Annotated in this window: 26 protein-coding genes; 16 read left to right on the top strand and 10 right to left on the bottom strand. The window is 69.6% G+C overall.

All coding sequences use genetic code 11. From position 1 onward, the window contains the following. Window positions 1–109: 109 nt before the first annotated feature. The 5 genes from ACYVDN_RS11070 to ACYVDN_RS11050 are packed head-to-tail and all read left to right on the top strand — an operon-like array spanning window position 110 to window position 6,898. Window positions 110–1,522, top strand: coding sequence for an MFS transporter (locus ACYVDN_RS11070; protein WP_460571366.1), 1,413 nt, complete (start codon window positions 110–112; stop codon window positions 1,520–1,522). 48 nt (window positions 1,523–1,570) lie between these two features. Next, window positions 1,571–3,196 (top strand): amidase, encoded by a 1,626-nt coding sequence (locus ACYVDN_RS11065; RefSeq protein ID WP_460571364.1) that lies wholly within the window; start codon window positions 1,571–1,573, stop codon window positions 3,194–3,196. Further along, the gene (locus ACYVDN_RS11060; protein WP_460571361.1) at window positions 3,193–4,590 is read left to right on the top strand and encodes a dihydroorotase; all 1,398 of its coding nucleotides are present in this window, start codon (window positions 3,193–3,195) and stop codon (window positions 4,588–4,590) included. The genes ACYVDN_RS11065 and ACYVDN_RS11060 overlap by 4 nt, the downstream gene beginning before the upstream one ends. Continuing rightward, the gene (locus ACYVDN_RS11055) at window positions 4,587–6,020 is read left to right on the top strand and encodes an amidase (protein ID WP_460571359.1); all 1,434 of its coding nucleotides are present in this window, start codon (window positions 4,587–4,589) and stop codon (window positions 6,018–6,020) included. Before ACYVDN_RS11060 ends, ACYVDN_RS11055 begins: the two co-directional genes overlap by 4 nt. Continuing rightward, window positions 6,017–6,898, top strand: coding sequence for an HpcH/HpaI aldolase/citrate lyase family protein (locus tag ACYVDN_RS11050; protein ID WP_460571357.1), 882 nt, complete (start codon window positions 6,017–6,019; stop codon window positions 6,896–6,898). The genes ACYVDN_RS11055 and ACYVDN_RS11050 overlap by 4 nt, the downstream gene beginning before the upstream one ends. A 48-nt stretch (window positions 6,899–6,946) precedes the next feature. On the opposite strand, the gene ACYVDN_RS11045 is transcribed toward ACYVDN_RS11050, so the two are convergent. The 4 genes from ACYVDN_RS11045 to phnF form a co-directional block, all read right to left on the bottom strand. After that, the gene (locus tag ACYVDN_RS11045; RefSeq protein WP_460571355.1) at window positions 6,947–8,536 is read right to left on the bottom strand and encodes an MFS transporter; all 1,590 of its coding nucleotides are present in this window, start codon (window positions 8,534–8,536) and stop codon (window positions 6,947–6,949) included. Between the two features lie 10 nt (window positions 8,537–8,546). After that, a complete protein-coding gene (locus ACYVDN_RS11040; RefSeq protein ID WP_460571353.1) occupies window positions 8,547–8,984 on the bottom strand; it encodes a VOC family protein in 438 nt (145 codons plus the stop codon). 287 nt (window positions 8,985–9,271) lie between these two features. After that, window positions 9,272–9,502 (bottom strand): hypothetical protein, encoded by a 231-nt coding sequence (locus ACYVDN_RS11035; protein ID WP_460571351.1) that lies wholly within the window; start codon window positions 9,500–9,502, stop codon window positions 9,272–9,274. Window positions 9,503–9,608: 106 nt separating this feature from the next. Then, entirely contained in the window at window positions 9,609–10,343 is a 735-nt protein-coding gene (gene phnF, locus ACYVDN_RS11030; RefSeq protein ID WP_460571349.1) for a phosphonate metabolism transcriptional regulator PhnF, read from the bottom strand. A gap of 170 nt (window positions 10,344–10,513) precedes the next feature. Here phnF and phnG point away from each other — a divergent pair, with 170 nt between their 5' ends. From phnG to ACYVDN_RS10980, 10 genes are read left to right on the top strand one after another with little or no spacing between them, the layout of a single operon-like run. After that, window positions 10,514–11,008: a phosphonate C-P lyase system protein PhnG gene (gene phnG, locus ACYVDN_RS11025; protein WP_460571347.1), complete on the top strand. Its 495-nt coding sequence runs from the start codon at window positions 10,514–10,516 to the stop codon at window positions 11,006–11,008. Next, window positions 11,005–11,787 (top strand): phosphonate C-P lyase system protein PhnH, encoded by a 783-nt coding sequence (gene phnH, locus ACYVDN_RS11020; RefSeq protein WP_460571345.1) that lies wholly within the window; start codon window positions 11,005–11,007, stop codon window positions 11,785–11,787. The genes phnG and phnH (ACYVDN_RS11020) overlap by 4 nt, the downstream gene beginning before the upstream one ends. Window position 11,788: 1 nt before the next feature. Then, the gene (locus ACYVDN_RS11015; RefSeq protein WP_460571343.1) at window positions 11,789–12,898 is read left to right on the top strand and encodes a carbon-phosphorus lyase complex subunit; all 1,110 of its coding nucleotides are present in this window, start codon (window positions 11,789–11,791) and stop codon (window positions 12,896–12,898) included. Next, window positions 12,895–13,782 carry an alpha-D-ribose 1-methylphosphonate 5-phosphate C-P-lyase PhnJ gene (locus ACYVDN_RS11010; RefSeq protein ID WP_460571341.1) on the top strand — a complete coding sequence of 296 codons (888 nt, stop codon included), beginning with the start codon at window positions 12,895–12,897 and terminating at the stop codon, window positions 13,780–13,782. Before ACYVDN_RS11015 ends, ACYVDN_RS11010 begins: the two co-directional genes overlap by 4 nt. Continuing rightward, window positions 13,779–14,573 carry a phosphonate C-P lyase system protein PhnK gene (gene phnK / locus ACYVDN_RS11005; protein ID WP_460571339.1) on the top strand — a complete coding sequence of 265 codons (795 nt, stop codon included), beginning with the start codon at window positions 13,779–13,781 and terminating at the stop codon, window positions 14,571–14,573. The genes ACYVDN_RS11010 and phnK overlap by 4 nt, the downstream gene beginning before the upstream one ends. Before the next feature lie 7 nt (window positions 14,574–14,580). Then, entirely contained in the window at window positions 14,581–15,411 is an 831-nt protein-coding gene (gene phnL / locus ACYVDN_RS11000; protein ID WP_460571337.1) for a phosphonate C-P lyase system protein PhnL, read from the top strand. Then, entirely contained in the window at window positions 15,408–16,139 is a 732-nt protein-coding gene (locus ACYVDN_RS10995; RefSeq protein ID WP_460571335.1) for a DUF1045 domain-containing protein, read from the top strand. Before phnL ends, ACYVDN_RS10995 begins: the two co-directional genes overlap by 4 nt. Beyond that, entirely contained in the window at window positions 16,136–17,326 is a 1,191-nt protein-coding gene (locus ACYVDN_RS10990; RefSeq protein ID WP_460571333.1) for an alpha-D-ribose 1-methylphosphonate 5-triphosphate diphosphatase, read from the top strand. The genes ACYVDN_RS10995 and ACYVDN_RS10990 overlap by 4 nt, the downstream gene beginning before the upstream one ends. After that, window positions 17,323–18,114: a phosphonate metabolism protein/1,5-bisphosphokinase (PRPP-forming) PhnN gene (locus ACYVDN_RS10985; protein WP_460571331.1), complete on the top strand. Its 792-nt coding sequence runs from the start codon at window positions 17,323–17,325 to the stop codon at window positions 18,112–18,114. Before ACYVDN_RS10990 ends, ACYVDN_RS10985 begins: the two co-directional genes overlap by 4 nt. After that, on the top strand, window positions 18,111–18,815 hold the full coding sequence (locus ACYVDN_RS10980) for a GntR family transcriptional regulator (RefSeq protein ID WP_460571329.1): 705 nt from the start codon (window positions 18,111–18,113) through the stop codon (window positions 18,813–18,815). The genes ACYVDN_RS10985 and ACYVDN_RS10980 overlap by 4 nt, the downstream gene beginning before the upstream one ends. Window positions 18,816–19,053: 238 nt before the next feature. Here the strand turns inward: ACYVDN_RS10980 and ACYVDN_RS10975 are convergent, their stop codons facing one another. Genes ACYVDN_RS10975 through ACYVDN_RS10950 form a run of 6 tightly spaced genes read right to left on the bottom strand, consistent with a single transcriptional unit; the run spans window position 19,054 to window position 25,463 of the window. Next, window positions 19,054–20,328: an alpha-D-ribose 1-methylphosphonate 5-triphosphate diphosphatase gene (locus ACYVDN_RS10975; RefSeq protein WP_460571327.1), complete on the bottom strand. Its 1,275-nt coding sequence runs from the start codon at window positions 20,326–20,328 to the stop codon at window positions 19,054–19,056. Continuing rightward, window positions 20,325–21,221 carry a phosphonate C-P lyase system PhnL family protein gene (locus tag ACYVDN_RS10970; protein WP_460571325.1) on the bottom strand — a complete coding sequence of 299 codons (897 nt, stop codon included), beginning with the start codon at window positions 21,219–21,221 and terminating at the stop codon, window positions 20,325–20,327. The genes ACYVDN_RS10975 and ACYVDN_RS10970 overlap by 4 nt, the downstream gene beginning before the upstream one ends. Before the next feature lie 11 nt (window positions 21,222–21,232). After that, on the bottom strand, window positions 21,233–23,089 hold the full coding sequence (locus ACYVDN_RS10965) for an alpha-D-ribose 1-methylphosphonate 5-phosphate C-P-lyase PhnJ (protein ID WP_460571323.1): 1,857 nt from the start codon (window positions 23,087–23,089) through the stop codon (window positions 21,233–21,235). A 16-nt stretch (window positions 23,090–23,105) separates the two neighbouring features. Continuing rightward, on the bottom strand, window positions 23,106–24,251 hold the full coding sequence (locus ACYVDN_RS10960; protein ID WP_460571321.1) for a carbon-phosphorus lyase complex subunit PhnI: 1,146 nt from the start codon (window positions 24,249–24,251) through the stop codon (window positions 23,106–23,108). Between the two features lies 1 nt (window position 24,252). Then, window positions 24,253–25,017 (bottom strand): phosphonate C-P lyase system protein PhnH, encoded by a 765-nt coding sequence (phnH, locus tag ACYVDN_RS10955; protein WP_460571319.1) that lies wholly within the window; start codon window positions 25,015–25,017, stop codon window positions 24,253–24,255. Next, window positions 25,014–25,463, bottom strand: a complete 450-nt coding sequence (locus ACYVDN_RS10950; RefSeq protein WP_460571317.1) for a phosphonate C-P lyase system protein PhnG — start codon at window positions 25,461–25,463, stop codon at window positions 25,014–25,016. Before ACYVDN_RS10950 ends, phnH (ACYVDN_RS10955) begins: the two co-directional genes overlap by 4 nt. A gap of 215 nt (window positions 25,464–25,678) precedes the next feature. Here ACYVDN_RS10950 and phnD point away from each other — a divergent pair, with 215 nt between their 5' ends. Continuing rightward, complete coding sequence (gene phnD, locus ACYVDN_RS10945) at window positions 25,679–26,686, top strand: type 2 periplasmic-binding domain-containing protein (RefSeq protein WP_460571315.1); 1,008 nt, start codon at window positions 25,679–25,681, stop codon at window positions 26,684–26,686. Window positions 26,687–26,715: the final 29 nt, after the last annotated feature.

Raw genomic sequence — 26,715 nt, 5'->3', positions numbered from 1 at the left:
ATAGGCTGGCGCTTTGTCATTCGGGGAGCTTTGATCGTTGGGAGCTGGTTCGCCAGCCGTGCGCGCTGACCCCCAAACGCGCGTACCCTCACACTGATCAGGAGTGACCATGAACAACGGAGTTACCGTCATCCGCTCCAGGGACGATGTCGTTCGGGAGGTCAACGAGAGTCCGCGGCACGCGGGTCTGACCCGGATGATCGGCATCATCGCCCTCGGCGGGTTCTTCATCGATGCGTACGACTTCACCAGTCTGAGCGCAGGCGCCGTGCAGTTGAAACAGGAGTTCGGGCTGAGCGACGCCGTCTTCGGCGCTGTCACCGCCGTGATGGCGCTCGGCGCGGTCATCGGCGCTCTCTCGGGCGGATACTTCGTCGACCGGTTCGGACGGCTCCGTATGTTCATGGTGAACATCCTGCTGTTCGTGGTCGCGACCATCGGGGCCGCGCTGGCCCCGAACTTCGGCGTGCTGATCGTCTTCCGCTTCCTCATCGGCGTCGGCGTGGGCCTCGACGTTCCGGTCGCGATGGCCTTCCTCGCCGAGTTCATGGCGATGAAGAAGAAGGGCCGCTGGGTCGAGTCGGCCGCCGTGATGTGGTCGGCAGCAACCATCACCGGTCTGCTCGTCGCGCTCATCCTCAACGCGGCAGGGGTCGGGAACGAGCTCTGGCGGTGGGCCATCGGGCTCGGCGCAATCCCCGCGGTGATCATCCTGATCCTGCGCTACCGCTACATGGCGGAGAGCCCGATGTGGGCGGCGAGCCGTGGCGACCTTACCGAGGCAGCGCGCATCCTCACCCGCGTCACCGGTCGTGCGTACGAAGTGGACCCGAACGCCGAGGTGGCGGCACGCGAGGCCGTGAAGCCGAAGGGCTACGGAACGGTTGCGCGCGAGCTGTTCTCCTCGAAGTTCCGCAGCCGGAGCATCCTGATCGCGATCATGAGCTTCACGCAGAGCATCCAGTTCTCCTCTGTCGGGTTCTACATGCCGCTCATCGTTTTCTCGTTCATCGCTCAGAACGTGCAGACCTCGCTGCTCGCCTCGATCGGCTCCAACGCCTGTGGCCTGGTCGCCGCGCTGCTGGCGAGCTACATGGTGAACCGTCTCGGCCTGCGCACACTGTCGATCATCGGGTTCACCGGCGTCGCGGTCATCCTGATCCTGCTCGGCGTCTTCGGCCCGTCGCTGCCGGTGTTCATCGGACTTGCGCTGCTCGCGCTGTTCGTCGGCTTCCACACCTTCGGCCCCGGCTCCACCGCTCAGTCGTACTCGGCACTCTCGTACCCGACGGAGATCCGAGGTGCAGGCGCCGGCCTCTCGCAGGCGTCGAACCGCACAGGAAGCCTCATCGCCCTGTTCCTCGTGCCCGTTCTGCTCGGTGCGTTCGGTCTGTACACGACCTTCCTCGTGCTGCTGATCGCTCCGGTGATCGGCCTCATCGCACTGTGGGCGATCAAGTGGGAGCCGATCGGCAAGAACCTCGAGGGAGAGGCGGAGAACGTCTCGCTGCTCGCTCACTGATCCGGCGACCCGGCCACCACGACGAACCTGAGGACGAGACGAGAGACGATGAACCGCAAGACGCTGCTGACCATTCTGAAGCCCCAGCTGGACGACGTCCACGCCGAAGGTGCAGGCCAGTTGCTCGATGCGGTCGCCGCGTACCTCGACGACGTCGGACCGACACGGCTGACGGATGACCCGCCGGCGTTCAGCTTCGATCCGGAGGCCGCGTCGTCGTTCCACCCCGCACCGGTCGACCTCCCGGCCGCCGAGGCGGGCAGCGGTACTCAGGCCGCCGAGGTCGAGCCGGAGTGGATGGATCCTGCGCAGCTCGCGGAGGCGATCCGCGCCGGGGTGCTCGATCGGCTCGAGGTACTGGAGCGGTTCCAGACGCGCATCGCCGAGCTGGACCCGGTGCTGAACGCGTTCGCGCGGGTCACCCTCGACCCCGCTGCGGGCGCGGACGGCACGCTCGGCGGTGTGCCGATCGGTGTACAGGACATGATCGGCACCGCGGGGGTTCCGACGTCAGCAGGGTCGCGCCTGCTCGACGGGTACGTGCCCGATGTGGACGCGTCCTCCTGGTCGGCGCTCGCCGCAGAGGGTGCAGTGCTGGCCGGCAAGCTCAACACCCAGGAGTTCGCGGCGGGCACGAGCGGTGAGAACGAGTGGTTCGGCGCGGTGCGCAACCCGTGGAACCCGTCCCGGCTGGCCGGGGGAGCCGCGTCCGGTCCTGGTGCGGCGGTGGCGGCTGGCCTGGTCTCCGCCGCGATCGCGACCGACCCGGGCGGGTCCATCCGGGTGCCTGCCTCGCACTGCGGGGTGGTCGGGCTCAAGCCGACCTACGGCGCGATGGACCGAGCGGGAACCATCCCGCTGACCTGGTCGACCGAGACTCTCGGCGTGCTCGCCCGCACGACACGCGGCGCCGCCCAGCTCTCCGACCTGCTGCTCGACGGCCGTGCGCGCACCCGGTGGGGCACGAGCTGCGAGACCGCCGCACAGGCGGGCGCCGCATCCGGCCGCGTGCCGCTGCGCATCGGCGTGCCGTCGACCTGGCTCGCGATGGGCCTTGACCCCGAGGTCTCGGCGGCGTTCCAGAGCGCGCTCGACGTGCTCGTCGGGCTCGGCGCCACGATCGTCGACGTCGACCTCCCCGATGCCGCGAAGATCGCGCCTGCGCACCGTGCGATCGCGTTCTCCGAGGCGTCGAGCATCCACGAGGAGTTGATCCTCACCCGTGCCGACGGCTACGGCGAGGTCATCCGCGACCGCCAGGAGGCCGGCCGGGGTGTGATGGCCAGCGAGTACCTGAAGGCGTGGCGGCTGCGCGGGCAGTTCATCCGTCACTTCTCGGAAGCGTGGCGGCAGGCCGACGTCATCGCGCTCCCGACTTCTCCGGTGCCCGCCGCCGAGCCGGGGACGACGACCTTCACGACCGGTTCGCGCGGACCCGAGCCCGTTCACACGGTCTACACGCGCTACTCGGCCCCGATGAGCACCCTCGGACTCCCCGCGCTCTCCGTGCCGTGCGGCTTCACGGTCGACGGTCTGCCGATGGGGCTGCAGCTCACCGGGCCGCCGCACGCGGAGCCGCTGCTGTTCCATGTCGCCGGGGCGTATGAGGCCGCGGCCGGGTTCGCGGGAGCACACCCGTTCCTGGCCACCGAAGAAAGGACGGAAGCGATATGACCGACACCTTCGACACCGTCATCGCGGGCGGAACCGTTGTGACGCCGTCCGGCGAGGTTCAGGCCGACCTGGGGATGCTCGGCGAGATGATCGCCGAGATCGGACCGGAACTCGCGGGCCGCGCACGCCGGGTGGTGCGCGCGGACGGCAAGATCGTGCTCCCCGGTGTGATCGACGCGCACGTGCACGTTCGCACCTGGACCGACCATGCCGACGAGCTGATCGACAGCCACCGTTCGGCGGCGTTCGGCGGGGTGACGACCGCGATCACGCAGATCCGTGCTGCGGCGCACATGTCACCCGGCGAGGCCATCCGGACCTTCATCGAGGAGGGCGAGCGGGACTCCGTCATCGACTTCGGGCTGCACACCATACTGCGGCCGGAGCACCACTACGAGTCGGCCATTCCCGAGGTCGCCTCGCTGGGCAGCCCCTCCGTCAAGTTCTTCATGTCGTACAAGGACAACGGCATCATGACGCCGGACTCCCGCCTGCTGCGCGGGTTCGAGGTCGCACGCGACAACGGCGCGCTGACGATGGTGCATGCCGAGGACGGCGAGCTCATCGCCCGTCTGATCGAGGACTCCCGCGCGGCGGGCAAGGTGCGCATCGAGGATTTCCTGCCAGCGGAGCCGGCCTCGTCCGAGGACCTCGGTACCGTCAAGGCGCTGACGTACGCGGCCGCGATCGGCAATCCGCTGTACATCCTGCACATGACCACCGCGGGCGCGGCACGTGCGCTGCGCGAGGCGCAGCAGGCCGGGCAGCGAGCATGGGGCGAGTCGTGCCCGAAGTACCTGCTGCTGACCAACGACGACCTGATCGAGAAGGGTCCGCTGGCCAAGGTCGGCCCTCCGCTGCGAACCACGGCCGACAACGACGCGCTCTGGGATGCCATCGGCGACGACGTCATCTCGGTGATCGCCAGCGATCACGCTCCGCGCGTGCGCGAGAGCCTGACCACGACGACCGACATCTTCGACGAGCCGTACGGCGCACCCGGGACCGAGACGATGCTGCCGGTCATCTACGACGAGATGGTCGTGCGCCGCGGCCGCTCGCTGACCGAGCTGGCGCAGGTGCTGGCAGCGCACCCCGCGAAGATCTACGGCCTGTATCCCCGTAAGGGAGTGCTCGCCGTCGGTTCCGACGCCGACGTGGTCATCCTCGACCCGAATCGCCCGACCACCATCCGCGCGCGCGACCTGCACTCGACCGCGACCTACAGCCTCTACGAGGACCGCACAGTCGCAGCGTGGCCGACGCACACGTTCGTGCGAGGCCACGCCGTGCTCGCTGACGGCGCTCTGCAGCAGCAGCCGGGCTTCGGCGGCTACCTGCCTCGCCGCGCAGAGGACCTCGTGCAACTGGAACCGGGTGCGTCAGCACTGTGACCGACGCGCTCTGGCGGCTCTCCGCACGTGAACAGGCTCGCGGCATCGCCGCTGGTCAGTGGACGGCCGAGGAGCTCACCGGATCGGTGCTCGAACGGATCGGCGAGGTGGATGCCTCGATCAATGCGGTCTGCACGCTCAACGACAACGCGCTCGACCACGCCAGGGCGGCCGACGAGGCGGTCAGGCGCGGCGTTCCACTCGGCCCGCTGCACGGCGTGCCCTTCACGGTCAAGGACCTCATTCCGACGGCAGGCATCCGCACGACGCTCGGCAGCCTAGCGCATCGCGACTGGGTGCCCGACGATGACGAGCTCGCCGTCGCCCGGCTGCGCTCTGCGGGAGCCGTGGTGGTCGGCAAGACCAACGCGCGCGAGCTGGGCTACGGCGTCGTCACCGACAACGCCGTGTTCGGCGCCACCCGCAACCCGTGGGACGCGAGGATGACCGCCACGGGCTCGTCCGGCGGTGCGGCCGCGGCCGTCTCCGCGGGCATGGGTTCCCTCGCGCTGGGCAGCGATGGGGGCGGCTCCCTCCGCGTGCCGGCGGCCGCGTGCGGCGTCTTCGCCATCAAGCCCACGTTCGGCGTCGTGCCGCTCTATCCCTCATGCCGGGTTCCGCTGCGGATCGGGCTGGACTCGTGGGAGAGCCTGGAGTGCATCGGCCCGATCACGCGCACCGCAGACGACGCCGCCCTCGCGCTCGGGGTCATCGCGGGCTTCGACGAGCGCGACCGGCACGCGGCACCCGACTGCAGCTCGCGCTTCCGCGCCCCCGACCCTTCGAGGGCCTGCCGTCTACGGGTCGTTTTCAGCCCGAACCTCGGCATCGCGGAGGTCGCCTCCGAGATCCGGAACGTCGTCGCGGACGCGGTCGCCAGGCTCGCGTCCGCTCTCGACTGGGAGGTCACCGTCGGCGCTCCCGACCTTGCGCCGCTGCGCGAGCTGCGGGAGACCTTCCAGGCGACGATGGCGATGGACACCGATCGGACCGCGCTGCGCTACCTCGCCGACCGGTTCGAGGTCTCGCCCGACATCCGCGAACTGGTGGACCGTGAGTGGACCACGACGGACTTCGACCGTGCTCGAGTCGCTCGCCGTCGAGTGCACGACGCGTTCCGCACCGCGATGGGCTCGATGGACCTGCTGATCACCCCCACAACGGCGACGACGGCGTTCCCGCTCGGTCTGCGCTTCCCGGCCGATGGTGTGGCGGGCATCCGCGACGGTAGGCAGTGGTCGCCGTTCGCGTTTCTCGCCAACCTGACCGGGCAGCCCGCGGTGAGCATCCCGGCCGGCCTGGCGGCATCGGGGCTACCGGTCGGGCTGCAGGCGATCGGCCGACGGTTCGACGACATGCTGCTGCTCGATGTGGCCGCGGCCGCCGAGGAGATCATCGGCACGCAGGTGCCGTGGGAGGACGAGTCATGAGGGTCGCGGAGATGCACGACACCCAGCTGGATGCGGCGCGGGAGGCACGAGAGACCTCGCGGGTCGGTGCGGCGGATGCACGATCGTGGCTGCTGCTGTCGGCCCTGGCCGCCGAGCGGTTCGACGCCGCACAGCTGTCACGGGCCGATCAGGTCATCCTCGACCTCGAGGATGCGGTGGACGGCTCGCTGAAGGATGCCGCGCGGTGCGGGGTCATCGACTGGCTGGAGGGCGGTGGTAGCGCGTGGGTGCGGATCAACGACCGCACCTCGCCGCACTGGGCGGACGACATGGCCGCGCTGACGCGTGCGCCGGGTCTTCACGGAGTCATGCTCGCCAAGGCGGAGGCCGCCGAGCAGGTCACGGACACCTTCCAGCGACTCGGCGGGGCCGTTCCGGTGATCGCGCTGATCGAGTCGGCGCTGGGCATGGAGGAGGCCGCCGCGATCGCGCGGGCCGCGGGAACGGCGCGGCTCGCGTTCGGCAGCGGCGACTACCGGAGGGACACCGGCGCCTCCAACGACGATCTGGCGATGGCGTACCCGAGGTCGCGTCTCGTCGTCGCCAGTCGGCTCGGCGGGCTGCCCGGCGCGATCGACGGCCCCACGGTCGCGACCACCCATGCCGTGCTTCGGGAGCAGAGCGGCGTCACGGTCGCGATGGGGATGACCGGCAAGCTGTGCCTCGACCTGGAGCAGCCCGACGTGGTGAACGAGTGCCTCAGCCCGAGCCCTGCAGATGTGCGATGGGCGCTGGACTTCCTCGACGCGTTCGAGGCGGGCGGGCGCATCATCCGCGACGGGAGCGACAAGCCGCGACTCGCCAGAGCAGAACTGATCAGGACGCGGGCCGAACGGTTCGGCATCCTGCCGTCCTGATCGCGCGGCGGCGGTGGGACAGTCGGGCACCCTCCCGCTGTGCGAGGGTCAGGCCTGCTGCGGCGGAAAGTAGTGCGATTCGGTCGGTGGCTCGGCCACTTCGCTGAGCGCCGCGCCGATGATCTCGCGGTCGCGCCCGGTCAGCCGCTCAGTGTTCTGCCTGCGGAACTCGCCCCACGACGGCACGACGAAGCTCTCCCGGTACCGGTCGGGGTGGTCGCCGTCGCAGTAGAGGCGCCAACGGGATGCCCCGGTGCGCTGCCTGCTCTTGTGCACACCCCGCATCGCACGCTCGAACGCCGCCCGGTTCTCCCGCGCCACGGTGTAGTCGATCATGATCGTGACCGGTCCGTCCGTGGGCTTCGGGTCGAACACGAGCGTGGGGGTCGGCCACGTGAAGTCGATGGTGCGATCGATCTGCCCGGTGTTCCGGCGAAGCGGGACCAGCGGGACGCTCGCCGCGACCAGGACCAGCGCGATGGCGGCGATGGTCAGGCTCACCGGTGTGGTGAGCAGGTTGCCGAGCCACCCCCAGACGACCGATCCGAGAGCCTGAGCGCCCATGAAGATGAGGAGATAGACGGCGACACCGCGCGACCGCACCCACTGCGGCAGCGTCAGCTGCAGCGCGGCGTTCAGAACCGTCAGCGTGCCGATCCACGCGATGCCGGAGACGATGAGGAGCAGGACGGTCAGCGTCAAGGGGAACCAGGCTGCTGCTGCGGTTCCGAGGGCGAAGAGCGCGGCGCTGGTGCCGAGGATGACGTTGTCGGACACCACTCGTCTGGCGAGCGGCAGAAGGAAGACGCCGGCGACAGCACCGACTCCGAGTGCGCCGAGCAGCAGACCGTAGCCGGCGGACTGCAGGTGCAGACGCTCGGCCGCGAGCGGCAGAAGTGCCCAGAGCGCGCTCGCAGGGAGGGCGAAGAGGGCCGAGCGCAGCAGGATCCGTCTGATCAGGCCGGCCGAGGCGACGTAGCGCACGCCGGCGCGAAGGGCATCCCAGAAGAACTCGCGGTTCTCCAGCCCGGCCTGGGGCGGGCGTCGCCAGCGCCACACCGCGAAGGCCGCCACCGCGAACGACAGCCCGTTGATGGCGAACACCACCGCCGGACCGGCGAGGGAGACGAGGATGCCCGCGAGTGCCGGCCCGATCGCGCGCGCACCGTTCACGGTGACGCTGCCGAGGCCGCTCGCAGCGGAGATCTGCTCGCGGGGAACGAGCTCCGGTTGGATGGCCTGCCACGCCGGCGAGGTCAGCGAGGCCACCGAGCCGAGCACGAAGGTGAACGCGAGAAGCACCCAGGGGCTCAGCGCACCCGCGACGGTGACGACCGTGAGCACCGCGGCGATCAGGGCGCTGAGCAAGGAAAGGATCATGATCAGCTTGCGTCGGTCGAGCACATCCGCGAGCACGCCGGCGGGCAGCGCGAAGATCAGCGATGGCGCGAGGGTGGCCGTCTGCACGAGGGCGATCAGCAGGGCTCCCGCATGGGCGTCTACCAGGAACCACTGGGCGCCGACCGACTGCATCCAGGTGCCGATGTTGCTGCCGAGCTGCACGAGCCACAGGGTGCGGAACGTGCCGTTGGCCAGTGGGGCCCACGCCGATTGCCGGGAGGCGACATTGCTGCTCATGCAGGCCGTCTCAGCCCTTCCGCAGCTCCTGCGCGAGCATCACGAGGATGCCGCTCGGCCCGCGCAGGTAGGTCAGCTTGTAGACGTCCTTGTAGGTGGCGACGCCGCGAAGCGGGTGACATCCATGCCGCGCGGCGATCTCGAGGGCCTCGTCGATGTCGTCCACCGAGAAGGCGACCCGGTGCATGCCGATCTCGTTGGCGAGCGTCGGATGCGTCTCGATGGCCTCCGGGTGGATGTACTCGAAGAGCTCGATCTGCCCGTGACCGTCAGGCGTCTGGAGCATTGCGATCTTGGCGTGGTTGCCGTCGAGGCCGACGGCGGTGTCCGTCCACTCGCCGCTGACCGTGTCGCGGCCCACGATCGTGAGGCCCAGGTCGGTGAAGAAAGAGATGGTCTCCTCGAGGTCGCGCACGGCGATGCCGACGTTCTCGAACTTGATGCCCATGCGCCGAATGCTACCGATTCGGTCGTCTGCGGAGGCGTGCCCGGTCCGACCGGCCCGGCTCGCCGGGCCAGGGCCGTGCCCAGGCCGCGCGACTTGCCGGGCCGGGCCGTGCCCAGGCCGCGCGACTTGCCGGGCCGGGCCCAGGCCGCGCATAACTCCTGCAATTTCGGTGGCCAGGCCTGCGAGATCGGCCAAGACACAGCGATCCCGTCCCAGCGCGCCCGGAAATTGCAGGAGTTATGAAGGCGGGGGGAAGGGGGGGCGGCAGTTCGCTGCTCCTTGCTTCGCTACTCCTTGTTTTCGCTCGCGGCTCCCGGAGAGCCTGGGAACAGGCGGCGCGCGGCGCCTTCTTCACCGTGCAGCCGCTCCTCGACCTGATCGGGGTCATCGGCGTTGCCTTCGAGCCCTTCGATGATGCCGTTCGTCTGGTCGAACGGATGTGCGGCATCCCTGGCCAAAACGCTCAGGTCTGCCTCTGAGTCGTCAGGCCGCTTCGTGGTGTTCTCTGCATCAGACATACGCGAAACGTGACACGGCGGAACGTGCTCCGCAAGGACTTGACGAGGGTTTCTTACCGGCTCAGACTCAAGGTGCTGGATGCCCCCGAATGGGGGACATCTGTCATCAGAGCGTGTGCTCGACGTCGAGCTCGACGCGGGATGCGGCGAAGCGGGTGATGCCGACCTGCAAGGGCGTGCCGTCGGGGAGTGCGTCGACGGCACGAACGACCAGGAGCACGGCGCCGGCGGCGAGGCCGAGCAACTCGGCCTCGTCGGCCGTGGCGTGGCGGCCGCTCACCGAGGTGGCCACCCGTACGTAGTCGGCGATGCCGATCTCCCGCAGTGCGCCCGTGATGGTGCCGAGCTCGCGGTAGCGCTCGGCGAGTCCTGGCACCAGGTCGGCGACCCACCACTGGGTTCCGACAGAGATCGGCGTGCCGTCGACGGCGCGGGTGCCCTCGATGCGCAGAGCAGGGCGTCCCTCGAGACCGAGCCGTTCAGCGATCGCGGCGGGTGGGTCGGGCTCGATCGCCCAGTCGAGTAGCCGTGAGGTGGCGGTGCCGTTGCGGCCGAGACTCTGGCTGAGGCGGGTGCGGGTACCGATGCGGTGAACGAGGATCGTGTGGTCGGCCACGAAGGTGCCGCTTCCGCGCCGTGAGACGACGAGGCCGTCGATCACGAGTGCCGCGACCGCCTGGCGCACGGTGTTGCGGTGCACCTCGAAGCGCTCGGCCAACTCGTGCTCCGGTGGCAGCTTGCTGCCGACCGGCCACCTGCCGTCGGCGATCTCCTGGCGCAGCTCCTCGGCGATGAGTCGCCACGCCGAATAGCCGCTCGGCGATCTGCTCTGTGTCGACATGGTGCTCCGAACTCTATACGTCTGACGAGGTGCGGTCGGATGTCGTCGGCGGGTGCGGCATCCGTCTTCCGATGGCCGACATTCGTTAGTCCTTCGTTCACCCTCGGCCGGGCGTGCGGGGCTAATGTTCAGTTATCTAGATAACTAGACAACTTTGCAATGGAGGACGAATGGCGCACACGACAGAGCCGGGAGCCCCGGATGCCGACGGCATCCGGCTGCGGCAGCGGTGGATGCACGCCCTGGCGATGGCGGAGACTGACGCCCTGGCATCCGCATGGCAGGACTGGACGCCGAAGCCCGAGGTCGACGCGATCCGTGGTCCCGAGGCCGGCCTGGTGATGGTCCGCAGCCGCATCGATGCCGGAGGCGCCCGCTTCAACCTCGGAGAGGCGACCGTCGCGAGGGCGACCGTTCGCCTGCACGGATTGCCGCTCGAAGACGACGTGCTCGGCACGTCGTACCTGCTCGGCACCGACCTCGAGCACGCCCGGCTGGCGGCCATCTTCGACGGGCTGCTCGTCGACGACGGACAACGCGAGCGGGTGCTCGACGAGGTCATCGTTCCGCTCGAACAGGTGCAGGCCGACCGCGATGCCGAGCGTCGCGCCGATGCCCGCGCCACGCTCGTCGACTTCTTCACGGTTTCAAGGGAGCACGCATGATCATCACGACTGAGGTGGCTCCGACGAGTGCCGCTATCCCGAGCCCCGGCTTCGCCGATCCGACACGGGATGCCCAGTCCGCGTTCCGCGCGCTGCTGGACGCCCTCGCCCACCCGACCCGCGACTACCCGCTGTCCGGACCGGCCGAGCCGCCGATCGGACTGGGCCGGGGGCTCGCCGCAGTCGCGCTGACCGTGCTCGACGAGGACTCGACCGTGTGGCTCGGCGCGCTCGCCGACGACGCGGAGGTCGTGGCGTGGCTGGACTTCCACACCGGTTCTCGTCGCGTCGCCGACGTCGGCGAGGCGGACTTCGCGTTCGCGACGCCGGCAACCGCGCCGATGCTCGCCGGGCTGCGGCTCGGCACCGACGAGGCGCCGCACCTGTCGACCACCTTGGTGCTCGACGTGCGCCAGGGTGTCGATGGCACTCAGCCCACGGACGGCGCGGCGGATGACACCCCGCGGTTCGTCGCCGAAGGGCCGGGCGTCAACGGGCGGGCGGAACTCGCTGCTTCCTGGATCGGTAGCTGGCGTGCCGGCAAGGACCAGGCGGCCGCACCGGACGCAGGCGCCGCCGAGTTCCTCGCGGAGTGGCGCGCCAACGGTGCTCTCTTCCCGCGCGGTGCCGACCTGCTGATCGTCGGCGACGACTCGGTGAGTGCCCTACCGCGCACGACGCGGCTGACGGCATCCGGCTCGCACGAACCCGCGGCTCGGGCATCCAGTTCACGGAAACCAGAGGCATCGGCATCCGCATCGGACGAGAAGGAGGCGTGACATGTACGTCGCGGTGAAGGGCGGCGAGAAGGCGATCGCCAACGCGCACGCGCTGCTGGCCAAGGAAGGGCGCGGCGACGAGAGCGCCGAGCGCATCGCGCACGAGCAGATCGCCGGGCAGCTCGCTGTGCTCGTTGCGCGCGTGATGAACGAGGGGTCGCTGTACGACCCGGCGCTCGCGGCGCGGGCGATCCTGCAGGCGCAGGGCGATGCCCTCGAGGCCGTCACCCTGGTGCGCTCCTACCGCACGACGTTGCCGCGTTACGGGTACACCGAGCCGCTGGACACCGCAGGGCTGCCGCCGCAGCGACGTGTCTCGGCGACGTTTAAGGACATCCCTGGGGGGCAGCAGCTCGGCGCGACCTTCGACTACACCCACCGGCTGTTCGACGACGGTGGGTTCGAGGGGCTCGAGTTCGACGACGATGAGCACGACGACGAGGTCATGCCCCGCGTCGCCGACCTGCTCGGCGTCGAGGCACTGATGGAGCCGGAGCGTCCGGAGGGCTTCACCGATCCCGACCCTGCGGACCTCACCAGGGAGCCGACCGTGTTCCCGATGAGCAGGGCCGAGCGGCTGCAGGCACTCGCCCGCGGCGACGAGGGCTTCCTGCTCGGGCTCGGGTATTCGACGCAGCGCGGGTTCGGCCGAACCCACCCCTTCGCGGGCGAGATCCGCGTCGGCGAGGTCGAGGTGGAATACGTCGCACCGGAGCTGGGCTTCCCCGTGCCGCTCGGCCGCATGGAGGTGACCGAGTGCCAGATGATCAACCAGTTCACCGGCAACGCCGAGACCGCCGCGCAGTTCACCAGGGGCTACGGTCTCGTGTTCGGCCGGGCCGAACGCAAGGCGATGTCGATGTCGCTCGTCGATCGGGCACTGCGCGCCGACGAGTTCGGTGAGCGCATCGTCGCCCCGGCTCAAGACGAGGAGTTCGTCATCAGCCACGCCGACAACGTGGAGGCGACCGGCTTCGTCGAGCACCTCAAGCTGCCGCACTACGTCGACTTCCAGGCGGAGCTCGGGCTCGTTCGTCGCTTGAACCGCGAGTTCCAGGAACGGGTCGCCGCAGAACGACGGGTCGCAGAAGAAGTGGAGACCGACGCATGAGCATGCTGCCCAGCTACAACATCGGCTACCTCGACGAGCAGACGAAGCGGATGATCCGCCGCGCCCTGCTCAAGGCGGTCGCCATCCCCGGATTCCAGGTGCCCTTCGCCTCCCGCGAGGTGCCCATGCCACGCGGCTGGGGAACAGGAGGCGTTCAGGTGACCGCCGCGATCATCGGCGAGTCCGACACTCTGAAGGTCATCGACCAAGGAGCGGATGACACGACCAACGCCGTCTCGATCAGAGCGTTCTTCGCCAAGGTCGCCGGCGCGAAGACGACGACGAACACCGAGGCCGCGACGATCATCCAGACCCGCCACCGCATTCCGGAGGCAGACCTCGGCGAGGGGCAGACCATGGTCTACCAGGTGCCGATCCCCGAGCCGCTGCGGTTCCTCGAGCCGCGCGAGACCGAGACGCGACGCATGCACGCGCTGGAGGAGTATGGCCTCATCTACGTGAAGCTCTACGAGGACATCGCCAAGTTCGGCCACATCGCCACCACGTACGCGTACCCGGTGATCGTGAACGGGCGCTACCTGATGGACCCGTCGCCGACGCCGAGCTTCGACAACCCGAAGCTGCACCAGAGCCCCGCGCTGCACCTCTACGGCGCCGGCCGCGAGAAGCGCATCTACGCGGTGCCGCCGTACACGGATGTCGTCAGCCTCGGCTTCGAGGACCACCCATTCCAGCCGCAGGTCTTCGAGCAGCCGTGCGCGGTCTGCGGCTCCACCGGCGTGTACCTCGACGAGATCATCACGGACGACGCGGGCGGCGTGATGTACGCCTGCTCCGACACCGACCACTGCGAGCGCACGGTCGCGGCGAACGCCGCTCGCGAGCACATCACCGAACCGCAGGAAAGCGAGGTCGTGTCATGACGACGCGAACGGATGACGACGAGCGGCCCCTGCTCGAGGTGCGGGGTGCCGGCCACAGCTACGGAGACCGGTTCGGCTGCCGCGACGTGAGCTTCGAGCTGTGGCCCGGAGAGGTGCTGGCCGTCGTCGGCGAGTCCGGCTCGGGCAAGTCGACACTGCTCGGCGCGCTGTCGCAGCGGCTGAGCCTCACCGAGGGGGGCATCCGCTACCGCCTCGCCGACGGCGATGTCGTCGAGCTCGCCGACCTGAGCGAGGCGCGGGTTCGTCGCCTGTGGCGCAGCGAGTGGGGCTTCGTGCACCAGAACGCGGCCGACGGGCTCCGCATGCACGTCAGTGCCGGCGGCAACGTCGGCGAACCGCTGATGGCGACCGGTTGGCGCCACTACGGCAAGATCCGCGCGGCAGCCGCCGAGTGGCTGGAGCGGGTGGAGATCCCGGCCGACCGCATCGACGACACCCCGGCATCCTTCTCCGGCGGCATGCGGCAGCGGCTGCAGATCGCTCGCAATCTCGTGGTCTCTCCGCGGCTGGTCTTCATGGACGAGCCCACCAGTGGCCTTGACGTCTCCGTGCAGGCCAGGCTGCTCGACCTCATCCGTTCGCTGGTCGCCGAGCTGGGCCTCGCCGTCGTGATCGTGACCCACGACCTCGCCGTCGCGCGGCTCATCTCGCACCGCACGCTCGTGATGAAGGACGGCCACGTGATCGAGTCCGGTCTCACCGACCGCGTGCTGGATGACCCGCAGGCCGCATACACGCAACTTCTCGTCTCTTCCATTCTCCAGGGGTGATTACGCAGTGACTCTCACAGACCAGATCGCACCGACCGCGGCCACGACCGACCGGGCGGCTCCCGTTCTGACCGTCACCGACGTGCAGAAGACGTTCACCATGCACCTGCAGGGCGGCGCGCAGCTTCCCGTGCTGCGCGAGGTCTCGTTCGAGGTGCGTGCGGGGGAGTGCGTCGTGCTCGGCGGTGCGTCGGGTGCCGGCAAGAGCTCGATCCTCAAGATGGTCTACGGCAACTACGCAGCCGACCGCGGCTCGATCGTGCTGGATGCCCGTGCAGGGGCTCGCGAAGGGGCCGGTGCTTCCGCCTCGGGTGCCGCCGTCGACCTCGCGACTGCCGACCCGCGCCGGGTGCTTGCAGCCCGCCGCGACACCATGGGATACGTGAGCCAGTTCCTGCGCTGCGTGCCGCGCGTCCCCGCCATCCAGGTCGTCGCCGAACCCTTGGTCGAGCGGGGTGTCGACGTCGCCGACGCTCGTGAGCGCTCGGCCGCGATGCTGAGGAGGCTGGGCATCCCCGAGCGCCTCTGGTCGCTGCCGCCTGCCACGTTCTCCGGTGGTGAGCAGCAGCGCGTGAACATCGCGCGCGGGTTCATCGCCGAGCTGCCGATGCTGCTGCTGGACGAGCCGACGGCATCCCTCGACTCGCGCAACCGGGACGTCGTCGTCGATCTCATCGCCGACAAGCGCGAGCAGGGCGTCGCGATGCTCGGCATCTTCCACGACACGGAGGTGCGCGAGCGGGTCGCCGACCGCGTCATCGACGTCGAGGCGTTCGCTCCCGTCGTCGCGAGCCCCTTCGGCGCCGGGACCGCAGCAGCCGACGGAGCGGCGGCGTGACCCGCGTCGCGATCTACGCCGCGCCCGGTGCCATGGCTGCGGACGAGACGTGCGTCGACCCCGGTCACATGCTGCTCGACCGCGCCGAGTCGTGGCTGGGCCGCAGCACCTCGGGACGCCAGGTCGAGCGGACGGCACCGGCGGGCTGGAGCCGCGAGGACGTCGACGCCATCACCGTCGACGCTCGCCGGTACGGGTTCCACGCGACGCTCAAGGCACCGTTCCACCTGGCGGAGGGGCGCACGCTCGACGAGCTGGACGCGGCTGTGGCACTGTTCGCCGCCGAGCGTCCGGTCGTGTCGATGCCGAGCCTTTCGCTCAGCCGAATCGGGCGCTTCTTCGCCCTGACGCCCGGCGATCGCGCCGACGCGCTGTACTCACTCGCCGAAGAGATCGTCAGGCGATTCGACGAGTACCGCGCGCAGCCGTCCGAGGCGGAGCTCGCACGCCGCAACCCGGACGGCATGACGCCGAGGCAGCGCGAGCTCTTCGAGCGGTGGGGCTACCCCTACGTGCTCGACGAGTATCGCTTCCACCTCACGCTGACCGATCGCATCCCGCCCGAGCGCCAAGCGGATGTCGAAACCGTACTCGAACAGTGGTTCGGCGACTCGATCGGCGCCACCCTTCCGGTGAACGTGCTCGCCCTCTTCACCGAGGCCGAGCCCGGAGCACCCTTCGAGCTGTCCTCCGTACACCCGTTGACCTTCACCAAGGAGACCCGATGAGCCGCGAGACCGTCCTCACCAACGCCCGACTCACCCTTGAAGACGGGGTCGTCACCGGATCCGTCGTCGTGCGGGATGGGGCGATCGCCGACATCCACACCGGCACGTCATCCCTCGGCTCGTACTCCGGCGCGGCCGTCGAGGACCTCGAGGGCGACTACCTCATGCCAGGCCTCGTCGAACTGCACACCGACCACCTCGAATCGCACATCGAGCCCCGGCCGGGCACCCACTGGGACCCGGTGCCCGCCGTGCTCGCCCACGACGTGCAGGTGAGCGGAGCCGGGGTCACGACCGTGTTCGACGCCGTGCGCATCGGCTCGATGGGTGGTCGCGAAGATGCCACGGCGTTCGCAGCGCAACTCTCCGAGGCGATCGGCTACGCAGCAGACGCAGGGATGACCCGCGCCGAGCACTTCATCCACGTGCGGTGCGAGGTGTCGGCGCCCGGCGCGGTCGACGAGTTCGACGCGTTGAGCGAGATCGCGAACATCCGGCTCGCGTCACTCATGGACCACACACCCGGCCAGCGCCAGTACGCGGACATCGAGGCCTTCCGCACCTACATGGTCGGCAAGGGACGGCTCACGGACGAAGGGTTCGTGAAGTTCGTCGCCGAGCTGAAGGACGTGGCGGCCGTGCACTCGGTCCCGAACAGGGCGCAGATCGCCAAGCGCGCGAGGGAGAGGGGCATCTCGCTCGCTGCCCATGACGACGCGACGGTCGAGCACGTGGACGAGTCCGCCGGTTTCGGGGTGCTCATCTCGGAGTTCCCGACCACGAAGGTCGCGGCCGAGGAGGCGCGCCGTCGAGGGCAGCTCATCGTGATGGGGGCGCCTAACATCATGCGCGGCGGCTCCCAGTCGGGCAACGTGGCGGCCAGCGACCTGCTCGGGGACGGTCTGCTCGACATCCTGTCGTCCGACTACGTGCCGGCGAGCCCGCTGCAGGCGGTCTTCCTGCTCGACGCGGAGGGCGCGCTGCCGCTGCACGAGGGCGCCAAGCTCGTGGCGACGAACCCGGCGCGTGCCGTCGGGCTGGATGACCGAGGTGCGATCGACGCCGGACGCCGCGCCGACCTCGTGCGCGTGCGTGCCCACGACCTGCCCGCCAGCGAGAAGCGCCCGAACGGGCACCGCGTTCCCGTGGTGCGCAGCGTGTGGCGCGAGGGGGTGCGGGTGTCGTGAGCGAGTCCCTTGGCGATTCGCTGGGACGCGTCCCGGACGAGTCGGCGGGCGAGACGGCGGGTGCCGTCGCCACGGCGGCGATCGGGCCGGGCGCGTTCGTCGCGATCGTCGGCGCGAGCGGGGCCGGGAAGGACGCGCTCATGTCGTATGCGCGCGCCCACTTGGCCGCGGAGTCCGGCCTCGCGGCGGAGTCTGGCCTTGCGGTGGAGTCGGGCCTTGCGGTGGAGTCGGGCCTTGCGGCGGAACCGACCCTTGTGGTGGAGTCGGGCGTTGCGGTGGAGTCGGGCCTCACGGCGGACTCGACCCCTGCCGCCGAACCGACGGCGGGGGTGTTGTTCCCCCGCCGCGTCATCACGCGGCCGGCCGGGGCGGGGGAGGACTTCGACTCCGTCGACGAGCACTCGTTCGTGGATGCCGTCGTAGAGGGCGGCTTCGCCGTCTGGTGGCGTGCGCATGGGCTCGGCTACGGCATTCCGGCCTCCGTCGACGAGCACGTCCGCCGTGGTGGCGTCGTCGTCGTGAACGTCTCCCGCGGTGTGCTGGACGCCCTCGCCGGTCGGTACGACCGCCTGGTGGTCGTACGCATCTCGGCGTCGGATGAGGCACGGGCATCCCGTCTGCTCTCCCGAGGAAGGGAAGCGGAGCACGACATCAACAGTCGTCTTGCGCGTAAGGACCCGGCGCCGGACTTCCCCGTGGATGCCGAGATCCACAACGACGGCACGCTCGCAGAGGGCGGCGAGCAGCTGCTGCGCATCATCGCGGGAGCTCTGGAGCCGGTCCGATGACGCGCTACCAGCAGCTCGCAGGGGAGCTTCGCACCCGCATCACCGACGGGGACTTCGCCGTGGGTACGCTGCTGCCGGCAGAGCACGCGCTCGCTGCGGAGTACGGGGTGTCGCGGGGGACCGTGCGCAACGCGCTCGGGTCGTTGGCGCTGCGCGGGATGGTCGAGCCGACGCGCGGCAACGGCTGGATGATCTCGTCCGCGCTGCAGACCCGCGAGCTGGGCTCGATGAGCACGTTCGCCGAGTGGGCGCATCAGCAGGGCCTGCGTCCCGGCGGCCTCGTCGTGGAGTCGGGTCGGGACGCGCCGACCGCGGTCGAGGTGCGCGCCCTGCGCATCAACCGGCGCGATCCGGTGCTGCGCATCACCAGGGTTCGCACCCTCGACGACCGGCGCGTGATGATCGAGCGCAAGGCGTTCGCGCCGTGGGTGACACCGCTCATCGAGTCCCTGCCGGCGGACGAGCCCTCCATCGTGCGGGTTTTGTCGCGAGAGGGCATCCGCTCGGCGCAGGCCACTCATCGCATCGACGCGATGGCGGCGACGAGCGAGGATGCCCGCCTGCTCGAGGTTGCACGCTCCAGCCCGCTGCTGCGGGTGCGCCACGAGCTCGGCGACAGCCGCGGCCGCATGATCGAGGTCGGCGAGGACCGCTACCTCGGTGGTGCGATCGCCTTCGCCGTAGACGCCTTCGCCGGCTGACCGCGCCCCGTCGCCCCCACCCACAGCACCACCGAAGTCGTCGCCACTTCATGCGGGTTCCCGCGCGGGGATTCCACAACAAGTGGCGACCGCTTCGGGTGCCCACCGGCGTCGCCCCGCACACCGTCCCCCTCCAAGTCGTCGCCACCTCGTGTGGGTTCCCGGACGGAATCCCGCGACAAGTGGCGATGACTTCGGGATGGGTGGCGCGGCAGGTGGGGGATGCCCCACCGCGCGGCTACTCCGGGTTCGCGAAGAGGGTGGTCACCACTCGGGGCCAGGTGGCGGTGTCATCGACGAGGGCGAAGTCGGCGCGGAGGCCCCGCTCGATGCGTCCGCGGTCGGTGAGTCCCCCGACGGCTGCGCCACCCGAGGTCACCAGGGCGACCGCGTGCGGCAGATCGAGGAGGCGGTCGCGCACGACCACGGTGACACACCCGAGCAGGCCGCTCGGCAGGTAGTCGGAGGCGATGGCATCCACCAGGCCCTCCCTCACCAAGTCGACGGCCGAGACGTTGCCGGAGTGCGAGCCGCCGCGCAACAGGTTCGGCGCCCCCGCGACGATGAGCAGCCCGCGCTCGCGAGCACGCCGCGCCGCCTCCATGGTGGTGGGGAACTCGGCGATCACACCGCCGCGCTCGACCAGCTCGTCGATCGCCTCAGGGGAGTCGCAGTCGTGCCCGAGCAGGCGCGCCTTGCCGGTGCGCGCAAGCTCGCCCGCCCATGCCAGGTTGGCATCGCGGATGTGGTCGGTCGCCCTCGCCTCGGCGATGCGCTCCTGCACCCGCCTGGTCGCCTCGTCCCTGTCCTCCCCGCCGGCGACGAGGAAGTCGATGTGGTGCTGGATGTCGGCGTACTGCCCCTGCCCTGGCGTGTGGTCCTCGTGCGAGAGCTGGATCGGCAGCTTGTCGGCCGGCAGTCCCTCGATGCGCTGCTTGATCATGGCAGCACCCTCGTCAGCACGCACGTTGAAGCGGTGCAGCACGCGGTGGTCGACGCGCACGCTGGTGGTGGCATCCACGAGCTCTGCCTGCTCGAGCGCGCCGAACGGGGTGCGGCGGGCGCCGTCGGAGACCTTGTTGTGGAAGCCAGCTCCGTGGAACATCGTCGTGACGCCCGCTGCGGCGATCTTGGCCTCGAAGGATGCCATCGCGAAGTCCCACGGAAGGGTCGCGGTCGGCCGGGGCATCCGCTCCTTCTCCAGGGCGTCGCTGTGCGTGTCGACGAGTCCGGGCATGAGCAAAAGGCCGTTGCCGTCGAGGTCGCCACGGATGCCGGATGACCCCTCGATCACCTCCGCGATGCGTCCGTTCTCGACCACGACCGTCGCGCGATCGGTGACGCGGTCGCCGAGCACGACGCGAACGTCGGTGACGACGTACGCCGACGGGGTGCGGTCCAGCGGCCACCCCGAGCGCAGGTCGCTGCTCGGCGCCGTTGTGCCGGCGATGTCGGTCGAGCCGTCCACGTCCGGGGTGTCAGCGAAGTCGGTGGTGTCGGTCAGAATGCTCATGCAACTAGCTCCTCGAGTACTGCGTGGCCGGCGTGCAGCACGTCTTCTGGCGTGCCGTCGGCCGCGATGACCCCGTCCTGCATGAGCAGTACGCGGTTCGCGACCCGCCGGATGATGTTCATGTCGTGGTAGATGGCAAGCACCGTCACGTCGTGCCGGTGCAGGTCTTCGATCACCTCCAGCGCGAGCGCACGGTTGGCGGGGTCGAGCGCGGAGACGGGCTCGTCGAGGAGAAGCAGCGCAGGCGGGCTCACCGTTCCCGCGGCGAGGTTGACCCTCTGCCGCTCTCCACCCGAGAGAACGCTGCAGTCGACGTCCCACAGCCGCTCCTCGATGCCGAGACGCAGGAGTGACTGGATGGCCGCGTCCCGAGCCTCCTCGTGCCCGAGACCGCGCCGCACGGCCGCATTCGTCACGAGGCGAAGCGGGCCCTGCCGCGGCGGCGCCTTGAGGAACTGCGAGACGTAGCCGATGCGGCGGCCGCGCAGACGGGCGAGGCTGCGGTCATCCAGCGCCGTGAGGTCGATGTCGATGCCCTCGGCGGTGGTGCCGTCGGTCTCGGTGCCGGTACGCGCCGTGTCGATGCGGTCCGTGCCCGCGCGGTCGTGGAACACGACGCGCCCGCTGTCCGGCAGGTAGTTGCGCGTGACGCAGCGCAGCAGGCTCGACTTGCCCGCCCCGCTCGCGCCGGCGAGCGCCAGGTGCTCGCCCTCGTAGAGCGTGAAGCTCACCGAGCGCAACGCCTCGACGGAGCGGTGGATGGCGTGCAGCGTGAACGACTTCGTGAGGTCCTCGACGGTCAGCACCGGTCTCGCCGAAGCGGCGGTGCGGTCCAGTCCGCCGCCCGCGAGCGCCGGCGAAGCGAGGTGCCGCCCTGAGGTCTGCTCTGTCATGTTCTCCTCCATCAGATGCGCGCCGCCGCGACGAGCTGCTGCGTGTACGGGTGGTGGGGGTCGGCGAAGAGCTGGTCGGTGAGGCCGGCCTCGATTACCCGACCCTGCTTCATGACGATCGCGCGGTCGGTGAGCGCGTCGATCACCGAGAAATCGTGGCTCACGACGACGACCGCGAGCTCGCGCTCCTCGAGCAGCTCGGTGAGCAGGTCGAGCACGCCGGCCGCGACCGAGGCGTCGAGCCCCGTGGTCGGCTCGTCGAGCAGCAGCACCTGCGGGTCGGTCGCCAGCGCCTTCGCGATCTGCACGCGCTGGCGCATGCCGCCCGAGAACTGCCCGACGACGTCATCCATGCGGTTCAAGGGCACCTCGACACGCTCGAGCAGCTCTGCCGCCCGACGACGGATCTGGTGGTACGACCGCCAGCCTGCCGCGATGAGCGCGTCGGCGATGTTGCCGCCTGCGGAGATGCCGAGGTCGAGGCCGAGCGCCGGGTCCTGGTAGACGACGCTGAGGATGTTCGTGCGCAGCCCACGCCGCTCCGGCGCGCTGAGCTCGAGCAGGTTCGTGCGTCCGTCGTCGACGGCGCCGATGCGGATGCTGCCGGTCGCCTCCAGCTCGTCGCCGATGATCACCTTCATGACCGTCGACTTGCCCGACCCGGACTCGCCGATCACGCCGAGCGCTTCGCCCGGTGCGACGTCGAACGAGACATCCTCCGCCGCGATCACCTCGGAGGATCCGCGGCGGCCCTGATACACCTTGCCGAGGCTCTCGACCTTCAGCGACCAGTCGGCGCCCGGTGCTGTGATGCCGGCCGGCGCCGCCGGGTGTGCGGCGGGATCGACCTCCAGCCGCTCGCGTGCACGAACGCGCCTGGCCGGGTCCGGGTAGTAGCGGCGCGGCACGAGGGCATCGTGCCTGGCGGCATCCGCGACGCCCGCCCGCACCTTGAGGCACCACTGCACGTCGGAGCAGATCCAGTCACCGGTCTTCGTCTCGACCATGAACGCCTCGTCGCTGCCGCACTTGGAGCAGCGGATGCCCGCGCTGTACTCCACCTCGAACGGCACGTCGTCGAACGAGAGCGGCTCCACCTTCGTGTACGGCGGCACCGCGTAGATCTTCTTGTCGCGTCCGTGGCTCAGGATCGTGAGGTGGTCGCTGAGGTGCAGCCGCGGGATGTCCCAGCGCGGAATCGGGCTCGGCGCCATCAGGTACCTGTCGTGCACCATGACCGGATGCCCCGCGCCGCTCCCCATCACGCCGGTGAGTGCGAGCCGCTCGTACAGGTGGACCCACATCTTGGCGTAGTCGGCCTCTGAGTGTCGGCGCTTGCACTCGAACACCGACTTCTCCACGACTCGCAGCGGCTCGGACTGGGGAACCTGCAGCACGAGGGTGGTGTCGTTCGACATCCACTCCTCCGGCACACGGTGGCGTGACTGCACGATGGTGGCCTCGTCGGTGTCGGCTGTCGCGGCGCTGCCAAGGGTGCCGACGATGAGGCGCCGCAGGTTCACCGCGTTGACACCCTCCTCGTCGCCCTGGTCGATCACCTTGACGACGTCGTCCGTGCCGCCGATCGCGAGCGTGACCTGGAGGCCGCCGGATCCCCAGCCGCGTGCGACGGGCATCTCGCGCGAGCCGAACGGCACGATGTAGCCGGGAATGCAGATGCCCGACAGGATCGCCCTTCGTACCTCGCGCTTGGCCTGCTCGTCCATGACGACGGGCCGACCGCCGTTCGGTTCCTCCGGCATGAGGGAGGTCAGGATGTCGATGCCTGCGTCGTCCGCACGCGCGGGGTTCCGGCCACCTGGCCTGGCACCCGTTGCCTGCACGACCGGGCTCTCAATGGTGCTCATTGTCGTTCTCTCCCGATCAGTGCTCGTGGCCGTCATGCTCGTGGCCGTCGTGGTCATCCGCATCGTCGTCGAGCAGCCGCTCGAGCTGTGCGGTGGCCTCCTCGCGGGCGGCCATCGCCGCGTCGAGTCCCGACTGGAACGTCACGAAGTGCGGCAGCTTGAGGTGCTCGAGGAAGCCGCTCGCCGCGAGGCCGTCCGTGGTGTGCAGCAGCACCTGCTCCACCTCGTCGCCCATCGCGGTGCCGCGGAAGCGCCACGCAACGATGTCCATGCACGCCGCAGCGATCGCCTTGCGCTCGTTGTGCCCGAGCGCCATCGAATAGCCGACGTCGTAGGTGGTGGGATCCTCGCCTCGCTCCGACCCGAGATGAGCGACGGCCTCGGTCTCGGAGACGCGGATGCGCCCGACCTCGACGTTCTCTCCAGTGTGCGGGTGCGCGACTCGCAGCGGGACGCGCCCGTGCCGCACCTCGCCGAGCGTGACGCTCTCCGAGGGATATCCGCTCGGCCCGAGCACGCCCTGGTACCAGATGTTGATCAGGGCACCGGTGTCGGCCTGCGCCAGGTACGACAGCCACGCGGAGCGGGTGGCAGGCAGCTGCGCTGCGACCATCTGGATGTCGAACGGTTCGTCATCCGTCTCGACCTTGCGATCGACGAGCACGCCCTTGTCGGACAGGTAGTCGCGGAAGCGTCGGAAGGGCTCGTCCGCCGGGTGCTCGATCGGGGTGTCGTCGTGCTCGTCGACGATCGGCAACGGCAGCTCGTCGCCGTCGTGCAGGATGCGCGCCGTGTAGTCGACCGTCTCGCCGAGCAGGATCGGGCCGTCCGGCTGCCGCTGCGTGGAGACCACGCGGCGCAGAATCTGCAGCTCGCGCGGGTTCAGCGGATGACTGAACGCGAGCCTCGGAAGCGTCGATCGGTGCGCGCGGATCAGGTGCACGGCCTCGGTGATGTCGCCGTTCGCCTGGAGGAACGCAGATGCCGCCGTCGCCTCGTCCCAGAGGCCGCCTTCGCCCATGATGCGGTCGATGGCGAGGGGGAAGCTCTCGACAACTGTGGCGGCGTCGAGGCCGGAGCCCAGTCGCGCCCTGCGGTCGAGCACCAGGCGCTCGGCGGCGATGATCGCCTCCGTGCCGCCCTTGTTCGTGCCTGCGTACATGTCAGCTCGCCCCGTTCTGCGCGGTGCGGCCGGGCATGGTGCCGTCGGCGTGTGCGACTCCAGGCTGCGCGCTGTCATCGACCACGGTGATCACGGTCGTGCGGGAGAGCCCAACCACGTCGCCCCGGTCCGTGACAAGCAGAACGTCGATGCCCGACGGGTAGTCGCTCACGCGTTCGGCACGCTGGGAGACGAAGCGCTCTCCGAGGCCGCCTACGTGCAGCAGCACGGGTTCGCCGGGCTTGACGCCGGGGCCGGTCAGCCGCCAGATCGCGCCGTCGCGGTCATCCGCGCCTGCACGCTCTTCGGCTTTGTCGCCCGCGACGACGTGGATGCCCGTGACCCGCTGGAACAGCATGGCGCCGGCCTCCGGCGACCAGTGCGATCCGCGGTTGAGTGCGCAGAGGTCGTGGGGCTCCGCGAAGGCGAGGCCGAAGCGAGCGGATGTCGGCGCTGTCGCCTTCGCAGCGACCAGTCGGGAGATCACCGTGATTGCATGTGCGGCGAGGTCGTCGTCGTCCGAGTCGATCGCCGCGATGGGCGTCATGATGTCCGCCAGCGCGAGCAGCGGAGCGACGACGGCCGGCACCCGCGAAGGAACCGCCCCTGCGGGGAGACGGTGCACGGTCCCTGGGCGGGCGAAAGCCTCCATCGTCGCGTGGAAGGCGCGCTGGGCGGTGTCGCCGTCGAGCTCGCGCAGCATGGGCCACTCGGAGACGGGAGCTGGCCGTGCGGCCGCGTCGAGTCGTGTGTCTGCGATGGTCACGGGATCTCCTCGAACTCGACGATCGACGGTGCGAGCCGCTCCCACTCCTCTGCACGGGCGAGGCGACGGGTCTCGGTCGCTCGCTCGACGAGCTCCTCGATCTCCGCACTGCGAGGACCGGCCGCGACCCATTCGGCCTCGAGGATGGCCGCCGACAGCGCAGCCATCCGGTCGGAGCCGAGCCGCATCGCCCAGCCGAACGCCCCACGCCGCTGCACCTCTGCCTGGGTGACCATGACGTCGCCGAGGATGAACCGCTCCTCTGCGACGACCTCGCGCACCTGGGTCACAACCACACCGGTGACCGGTGGGCGAGTAACGGTCAGCTCCGGGTCATCCGCGAGGCACAGGGACGCGAGGGCGATGACCTCGCCCCCGTCCGCCTGGTTCAACTCGGAGCTGATCCGCGACCGCTCGCCTGCGGACGTCGGGGGAATGTCGGTCATGAACGGCCTTTCGAAGGTGGGGACCATTCGAGGATGCCGGTTCCTCAGCCCGCTTCATCCGGCGTTAACCGACACCTGACGACAGCGGTTCGACTAACTCACGGTTGCTCAACTGCGGTTTGTCGTGCGTTCACATTCGCCGGAGACCGTGATGAACGTCCGTCGGGTCTCACCCCCCATCCGAGGCCCACATCCCATTCGAAAGGCGCATTCCGATGCACTTCCGCATCCGCACCAAGAACATCGCCCTCGTGGCCGCGAGCGCAGCGCTCGTCGCCCTGCTCGCGGGCTGCGCGTCATCCGCGAACGCTGACAGCACGGCGGCCGCGAAGGACCAGGGCACCTACGCCCAGGACTCGAAGACGCTGGTCTTCAGCACCCTCCCCTCCGAAGACGGCACCGACAGCAGCAAGCCGGTCGAGGACTACATCGCCAAGGAGACCGGCCTCACGGTCAAGTACGTTCCGACCACCTCGTACAGCGCGCTCATCGCCGCTGCTCTCGCCGGCAAGGTCGACATCGCCAACTTCGGCCCTGCGAGCTACGCGACCGCGCTGAACAAGGGCGCGAAGCTCACCGTCGTCGCCGGTGAGAAGTCCGAGGCCGACCAGACCGACCCCGGCTACTACTCGGGTGCGATCGTCGCAACCAAGAACGCGCCCAAGTACCAGACGGTCTCGCAGTTCAAGGGCAAGAAGATCTGCTTCGTCGACCCGACCTCCACCTCGGGCTTCCTGTACCCGATCGTCGCCCTGAAGGCAGCCGGCATCGACGTGGTTCCCAGCGGAACCGACGCCTCGGGCAACCCGACCTTCAAGGACTTCACGGCCTACTTCGCCGGTAGCCACGACAAGTCGGTTCAGGCCGTCGCCGATGGTCAGTGCGACGTCGGATTCGCCGACAACTACTCGTACGACGCCGCGAACTCGGGTGTCACCACCATCAAGGACGCCAAGACCGCCGGTGACGGCAAGGGTGTGCAGCTGGTCCCCGGTGATCCGATCGTCGTGGCCACCGCACTCCCCGCCGCGATGAAGACCAAGCTGGCCGGCCTCCTCGGCGGCCTCACCCCGGCGAAGATCAAGGCGGCAGGCATCGACGTCCCGGCCAACTCGCCGTTCGTCGGCTATGCGGCAGAGACGAAGGACTACTACCAGCCCATCTACGAGGCGTGCACGGACAAGGACGTCGCGAAGGCGGCGACCGCGGTCTGCGGCGGCTGAGCTCACCCCGCACATCCGACCCTTCCCTC

This window comes from Humibacter soli (genome assembly GCF_054779035.1).
The sequence above is the reverse complement of the archived record's forward strand: the minus strand, read 5'-3'. Positions and strand labels throughout refer to the sequence as shown.